6 protein-coding genes, 5 tRNA genes and 1 pseudogene are annotated in these 7170 nt (G+C 54.1%); all 12 read right to left on the reverse strand.

Features of this window, described 5'->3' with window-relative positions; genetic code table 11:
- Nucleotides 1-240 precede the first annotated feature (240 nt).
- Nucleotides 241-972: an NAD-dependent protein deacylase gene (locus ACR0P9_RS05410; protein WP_432618056.1), complete on the reverse strand. Its 732-nt coding sequence runs from the start codon at nucleotides 970-972 to the stop codon at nucleotides 241-243.
- 23 nt (nucleotides 973-995) lie between these two features.
- Nucleotides 996-1517, reverse strand: a complete 522-nt coding sequence (locus tag ACR0P9_RS05415; protein ID WP_432618058.1) for a nitroreductase family protein — start codon at nucleotides 1515-1517, stop codon at nucleotides 996-998.
- A gap of 98 nt (nucleotides 1518-1615) precedes the next feature.
- Nucleotides 1616-1691: transfer RNA gene (locus ACR0P9_RS05420), tRNA-Lys, on the reverse strand.
- 4 nt (nucleotides 1692-1695) lie between these two features.
- Nucleotides 1696-1770 (reverse strand) — tRNA-Gln (locus ACR0P9_RS05425).
- A gap of 76 nt (nucleotides 1771-1846) precedes the next feature.
- Nucleotides 1847-1923 (reverse strand) — tRNA-His (locus ACR0P9_RS05430).
- Nucleotides 1924-1960: 37 nt separating this feature from the next.
- Nucleotides 1961-2037: transfer RNA gene (locus ACR0P9_RS05435), tRNA-Arg, on the reverse strand.
- Nucleotides 2038-2076: 39 nt separating this feature from the next.
- A tRNA-Gly gene (locus ACR0P9_RS05440) sits at nucleotides 2077-2150 on the reverse strand.
- 81 nt (nucleotides 2151-2231) lie between these two features.
- Nucleotides 2232-2447: a hypothetical protein gene (locus tag ACR0P9_RS05445; protein WP_432618060.1), complete on the reverse strand. Its 216-nt coding sequence runs from the start codon at nucleotides 2445-2447 to the stop codon at nucleotides 2232-2234.
- Nucleotides 2448-2513: 66 nt separating this feature from the next.
- Nucleotides 2514-4859, reverse strand: coding sequence for an AAA family ATPase (locus ACR0P9_RS05450; RefSeq protein WP_432618062.1), 2346 nt, complete (start codon nucleotides 4857-4859; stop codon nucleotides 2514-2516).
- Between the two features lie 64 nt (nucleotides 4860-4923).
- Entirely contained in the window at nucleotides 4924-5619 is a 696-nt protein-coding gene (locus ACR0P9_RS05455) for a CvpA family protein (RefSeq protein WP_432618064.1), read from the reverse strand.
- Between the two features lie 52 nt (nucleotides 5620-5671).
- Nucleotides 5672-6910 (reverse strand): DUF5711 family protein, encoded by a 1239-nt coding sequence (locus ACR0P9_RS05460; RefSeq protein ID WP_432618066.1) that lies wholly within the window; start codon nucleotides 6908-6910, stop codon nucleotides 5672-5674.
- A pseudogene (locus ACR0P9_RS05465) lies at nucleotides 6907-7170 on the reverse strand (hypothetical protein); the annotation flags it as partial. The pseudogene ACR0P9_RS05465 and the gene ACR0P9_RS05460, both read right to left, overlap by 4 nt.

Below are 7170 nucleotides of genomic sequence, written 5' to 3' on the forward strand. Positions count from 1 at the left end.
CGTGACGGAAGGAGCAGCACGCGAACAAGTTCGTATCAGAGTTACTCTAATTCGTTAGGGCGAACTGGTTACTCCCTCAGTCATTTGCAAGGCAAATGACAGCTCCCTCAACGAGGGAGCCAAAAGCCCTCTCTGTCGCTGTGCGACATCTCTCCCGGAGGGAGAGACAAGTTGGGTCTGTGCGTCAGATAAAGCCAAAGAGCCAGATCCGGAACGGTTCCGGATCTGGCTCTTTTTTTGTTATCTCACTTGAATCTGGCTGAAAATCTGTCCAATCGGCGCATCAATCAGCAATTGCGCGCCGATAGCGCGCTGGGTTTGTCCCTTGTTGATGACGGCGAGATGCTTGCCGCGGAAATATTGAATGAGTCCGGCTGCCGGATAGACGGCGAGCGATGTTCCGCCGATAATCATCATATCCGCCTGCGCAATGGCTTGAATGCTGTCAGTCAGGCACTGCTCGTCCAACGATTCCTCGTACAGGACGACATCCGGCTTGATGATGCCGCCGCAGGTGCATGTTGGGATGCCGTGACACGATTTCATGTACTGGGCATCATAGAACTTGCCGCAGTGCTGGCAGTAATTGCGATGCACAGAGCCGTGCAGCTCATAGACGCGCTTGCTTCCGGCGGCCTGATGCAGACCATCAATGTTCTGTGTGATGACAGCAGTTAATTTGCCTGCTTGCTCCAGTTCTGCGAGCTTTTTGTGTGCGGCGTTGGGCTTGGCGTCCAGCGCGAGCATCTTGTCTTGATAGAACCGGAAAAATTCCTCCGGCTGAGACTGGAAAAAGGAATGGCTAAGAATGGTTTCCGGCGGAAACTTGTATTTCTGATGATATAATCCGTCGACACTGCGGAAATCCGGAATGCCGCTTTCCGTCGAGACACCAGCGCCGCCAAAAAAGACAATGCGCTGGGATTCGTCAATCATTTGTTGTAATGTTTCGATTTGCTGCTCCAAAGACATGGTACTGCCTCCTCATCTTATTGTTATCGTACCAAGGTCGTGGTATGTGGCTTTCTCTCGTGAATGACAGGATCTGCTGCCGGATAGCCGATAGCAGCAGAGGCATTGACGATATGACTCTCCGGTACGCCGTATTCGGTCAAGAGCGCACGCACTGCCGGATTGTCGCACACATCGCGCACCTGATTGATCCAGCACGAGCCGAGACCGAGGGAAGTCGCTGTCAACAAGACATTTTCCATGGCGGCACCGGCGTCCAAAAAGCTGTTGCGGTTATCCCGCTCGCCGGACACGATGAGAAAAGCGGACGGAGCGAAGAAATTATAGCCAGCCGGACGATGATCCGCCTCTTTGACAGCGGCGGCGAGAGCCTGAATCTTCTCGCGGTCTGCCAGAAGGGTAAAGTGCCAGCTCTGTTCATTGCGGCCGGACGGCGCCCAAACGGCGGCGGTCAATAGATCTTGCAGCTTTTCCGGCTCAATAGGCTGCTCGGTAAAGCTGCGGCAGGAATGCCGATCCAAAATATTCTGTAATACAGGATTCATAAACGATCATCTCCTTCTGCTTTCAGTATAATGCAGGCAGAGAGAACTTGCAAGAAAGGCAACAAAAAAAGCAGCATTTCCGAAGAAATACTGCTTTTTGGTGGCCCATCGGGGGTTCGAACCCCGGACCCTCTGCTTAAAAGGCAGATGCTCTACCGACTGAGCTAATGGACCGGATTGGCAGGGGCGGCAGGAGTTGAACCTGCGATACTAGAGTCAAAGTCTGGTGCCTTAACCACTTGGCCACGCCCCCGTATGCAGGCAATAAGCTGAAAGCCCCCGATAAAAAATGTTCTTCACAACGGCTGGCATCGTGAAGAATGAAAAAATGGGGTGAGTGAAGGGAGTCGAACCCTCGGCCTCCAGAGCCACAATCTGGCGCTCTAACCAACTGAGCTACACCCACCATATAGACTTGAAACGCACTTCAGACCCAATTGAATTGGTACGCCAGGAGGGATTCGAACCCCCGGCCTACTGCTTAGAAGGCAGTTGCTCTATCCAACTGAGCTACTGGCGCATACAGAATCGTCTGTGCCTGCATGTGATGTAAGTGGTATGGAGCGGGTGATGGGAATCGAACCCACGTGTTCAGCTTGGAAGGCTGACATTCTACCATTGAACTACACCCGCAGGCTTTTCACAATGCTCACTTAGTATACCAATCCAAGCGGGAATTGTCAAGCGTTTTTTGCAAAAAACTTTTGGTTTTTTCTAAAATTTCGCAGAATACACGTTGTACATCGTGACAGCCAACACACACACAAACAGGGCGATGAGCAATCCGCAGAACAGATTGAGCTGCTTTTGCACGGTGGCAGCCTGCTCCTTGTCGCCGCTCTTCTTTGCTGCTTCCTGCTTGCGCAGCAGCGCCATCGTCGGAATCAGCAGTACAATGAGAACGGCAATGATGATCAGTCTCCAAGTCATGGGGACACCTCCTGAAATATATAAAACGCTTCCGCCACGGCATTAGCCGTGACGGAAGAAGAAAAATTAAATCGTCTGAATGACAATCTTGCCGTCTGCGGCAGAGACATGCGCACCGCTGAGCGGACGCTCCCATGCCGCAATGATGCGGTTGGCAAGCTCATCTTCGACCTGCTTTTCAATCGCGCGGCGCAGATTGCGGGCACCGAACTTGACGGAGAACGAATCCTCAATCAGATAATCAACGAGAGAATCATCCCAAGTCAGGCGGATGTTGTTCTCTGCCAGCGTGTCACGCAGCTGACCCAGCATGATCGCCGCGATGCCGCGGAAATCGTCCTTTGTCAGGTGAGAGAACGAGATAATATCATCAATGCGGTTGAGGAACTCTGGGCGCATGATTTCTTCCAGCGCCTTGACCGCGCGCGCCTCGCCCTGCTCAGAGACCGTCTTGCCAAAGCCGACAGAGCCGCCGGAGCGGTCGGAACCGGCGTTAGACGTCATAATGATAATGGCATTTTCAAACGATACCGTGCGTCCCTGTGCGTCGGTAATGCGGCCATCGTCCAGCACCTGAAGCAGAATGTTCAGAACGTCCGGATGCGCCTTTTCGATCTCATCGAACAGAACAACGGAGTACGGACGGCGGCGCAGCTTTTCCGTCAGCTGACCGGCTTCATCAAAGCCGACATATCCCGGAGGGGAACCGATCAGACGGGAAACCGTGTGCTTTTCCATGTATTCCGACATGTCCAGACGGATGAGAGCTTCCGGCGTGTCGAACAGATCCTCTGCCAGAGCCTTGACCAGCTCGGTCTTGCCGACACCGGTCGGGCCGACAAACAGGAAGGAAATCGGCTTGTGCTTCGGGCTGATACCGGCGCGGGAACGGCGAACGGCATGAGCCACGGCGGAAACCGCCTTTTCCTGACCGACAACGCGGTGATGCAGACGCTCTTCCAGACCGATCAGGCGGGAGAACTCCTGCTCACAGACCTTGGATGCCGGAACACCGGTCCACAGTTCAATGACGGAAGCCAAATGCTCTGTGGTCAGCTCCGGAACCGGAATCTTGCGCAGCTCGGTCAGCTTATTTTCCGTCTGCAATTCCAAGCTCTTCAGCTCTGCCATCTGCTCGTAGACTTCGTTGTTCTGCGGCAGCTGGAGCAGATCATCCTGCTTGCGGTGGATTTCTTCCAGCTTGTCGCCAAGCTCCGGAATCTCAGCAGTTGCCGGGCTGTCCAGATTCAGGCGGGAGCAAGCCTCGTCAATCAAATCAATGGCCTTGTCCGGCAGGAAGCGATCGGTGATATAGCGTTCGGACAGCGTTGCTGCCTGATGACAGATTTCATCGGAAATATGCACGCCGTGGAAGGTCTCATAGTAGCCGCGCACGCCCTTGAGAATCTCTGTCGTGTCGGCAATAGACGGCTCAGCAATCGTTACCGGCTGGAAGCGGCGTTCCAGAGCGGCGTCCTTTTCGATATATTTGCGGTATTCGGCGAAGGTTGTCGCGCCGATAACCTGAATTTCTCCGCGGGACAGTGCCGGCTTGAGAATGTTTGCTGCATTCATCGAGCCTTCTGCGTCACCGGCGCCGACAATGTTGTGCACCTCATCAATGACGAGAATGATGTTGCCGAGCGACTTGACCTCGTTGATAAGCCCCTTCATGCGGCCTTCAAACTGACCGCGGAACTGCGTGCCTGCGACAAGGGAAGTCAGATCCAGCAGATGCACTTCCTTGTTCTTGAGCTTGTACGGCACATCGCCCTTGGCGATGCGAATGGCCAGACCTTCTGCGACAGCGGTCTTGCCGACACCCGGCTCGCCGATCAGACACGGATTGTTTTTCTGACGGCGGTTGAGAATCTGGATGACGCGTTCGGTCTCACTTTCTCTGCCGACAATGGCATCCAGCTGTCCCTGACGGGCGCGATAGGTCAAATCCGTGCAGTATGCAGACAAATTTTTGCGCTTTTTCGCTTCTTTCTTCTTGCGGCGCGCCTCTTCTTTGTCCTGCGTGTCCGTGCCGGTTTCCTCGCCGGATGCACCGGCGTTGTCGTTGCCGGAGAATAGCTTGTCGAGGAACGGGAAGGTGTGTGTGCCGCCGAAATCGAACGAATCATCGTCCGGATTGTCGGCATCCTCATCCGGGATGAGATCGGCATCGTCTGCGTCCTCGTCGTCCGGATTGATAAGCGAGTGCATGTTGGTCATTTCATCGGTGATCTGGTCGAGATCATCTTCAGTAATGCCCATCTGGCGCATCAGACCGTCAATCGGCTTGAGACCCAGCTCTTTGGCACATTTCAGGCAGTAGCCCTCATTGGAGGCGCCGCCTTCTTCCATTTTAGAGATAAACACCACCGCCACATTTTTGTGGCAGCGGGAGCATAATGGCATATGCATAGGGGTAAATTCCTTTCTACTATTGCGAAGTATGTCTTATGATAAGAAAAATTGGAAAAAATATTCAGGTATTCGCGGGATCGCTTTCAAACAGCGATACGCCGTCGTTCCAGCCGACCAGCTTTCCGGCAATGGCCGAGTGCTCCATCACAGACGGAGAGAGCAGACCGGCATCGGAATAGGCTGCCGGAGCGACCAGCTTGACTGCCCATAGCACGACTGTGCACAGCACCAGACCGCAGGCGAGTCCGAGCAGACCGCCGAGCAGCGCATTGCACGAGTGAATGACCGGAAGGCGGGTGAATAAATCGAACGCGGATGCTGCCCAGTGAATCAGGATGAGCAGAACGATAAACGACACAAGAAAGATCATGACATAGGCGAGTGCCTCGCCGACGCACAGCGCGATGGCATTGAGCATGGTGTCGCGCGGATCTTCCGCCGCTTGCAGTACCTCTAAGGATACATGCTGAGAGGATAAGATGTTCTGCAAATAGCCGGAAATGCTGTTCCATAGCTCAGAAGCAGAAGTCGATACAGAGGTTGGCAGCGTCGGCATCGATGCGCTGACCGATTCTTTGAGATACGGGGCAATTTTTGCACCGACTTGTGCGCGGAAGTGTCCGGCGCAGACCAGCGCGAGAATCAGCGCGGCGAGTGAGCCGAACAGATTGAAAATCGTACCGACAAATCCTCTGCGGAATCCATTGATGGTGTATAAAAGGATAACGAGTAAAACGATCCAGTCAACAGCTGTCATAAACATTCCGTCCTTTCAAGGAAATAGAAAATAGAACATGTGTCTTGTGCGCTCAGTCCGAGGAAGAACGGAGGTCTTCGAGGGGACTGCCGATGGTCAGCACACGCGCCTGACTGTTAAACAGGGCGATGGCGGAACCGCCGGAACGCATATAAACACGAGACAGACCAGTCAGTCCGGTCTGGGAATCAATCTCTTTTAGACTCTTAGAATAGAATGTGACGGTTTCGCCGGTCGTGACGGCGAGGCGTCCGTCGCAGTAGCTGACGCCGTCCGGCTGTTCTGGCAGATACAGCGGCTTGCGGGAAGCGGTGCCGCGTGCATTGATGAGAACGACCTCTGCGCGGCCGGTCTGCGAATACGCTTCCGTTGCCAGAGCAAGACAGTCGTTTGTCAAGTCGAACGCGATCAGATCATCGGAAGAATAGTCCTTTTGATACTTGATTTGTCCGCCGCGCGAGACGACGTAAGTCGCACCATCGCAGACGGCACAGACGGTGTTGTTGCCTAAGAATTTCATGCCGAGCACGAGATTACCGTTCATGTCAACGCCGTCATCGCTCTCACTCGGCTGCTTATCCGAATTGATGTCGGCGAAGAGCAGCTTAGAAGTCAAGGTCAGACCGTCTTGCTGGAAGCAGAACAGTGCCAAACGCTGGCCGTCCGAGGAAAGCGCTGCGGACATGATGTAGCAGTTGTTGGTAGACCACGTGTACAGGTGCTCGTTGTCCACGTTGTATACGCGGACGGCACTTTTGTATCCTGCCTCATCGGTTACGATGGCGACATTGCCGTTTGCGGCGATGTCTGCATTGGTAATCGGGGAGGACACCGTCTGAGAATACAGCTCGTTGAGCGTGTTTGTGACGGTAAAACGGTACGCGCCGCGGTCAAAGACCAGCAGATACTGATTGGATGCGCGCATCACCGGATTGGCATAGGAAAGATTGGTTTCCATCTGCGCGTATTTGCCCGGCAGCTCGAAAGAGAGCGAATTGTCGGAACAGATGGCAAGTCCGTTGCCGAACGGCATCATGGATTTGCTGGAACCGGACGGATACGAAACCACCGTCATGTCTTCTGCCGACCGCACAGAGGCGGCTTTGAGAGAAGAACGGATGTTGGCAATACTCGCAGGGGTAAACAGCTGTAAATTCATGCCGACAAACAGTAGCGTGACGAGAACGAGCAGACGTCCGACATAGGTCCGGCAGCGATGCACGCGGCGAAGCGTGACATTGGGGCTGTTCCACAGCGGATCTTCCCGCCGTTTCAAAGACATTTTTTTCATATCGGAAGCCCTCCCGGTACGCTTTCATCTGCTGCCAGATGAAAGGGATCAAGCTCCGGCGTCGTGTCATACCAGAGGCGTGTCATGTACAAGCCCTGCGGCGGGAGCGTGGGGCCTGCCTGTTCGCGGTCACAGCTCGCCAAAATATTCTGAATCTCTTCCGGCGGGAATTTCCCCTGACCGGCGTACAGCAATGTGCCGGAAATCGCCCGCACCATGTTGTACAAAAAGCCGTCCGCGGAGACGCGGATGCGAACCAG

Origin of the sequence: Butyricicoccus sp., assembly GCF_050872565.1 — a bacterium.
Lineage (GTDB): Bacteria > Bacillota > Clostridia > Oscillospirales > Butyricicoccaceae > Butyricicoccus_A.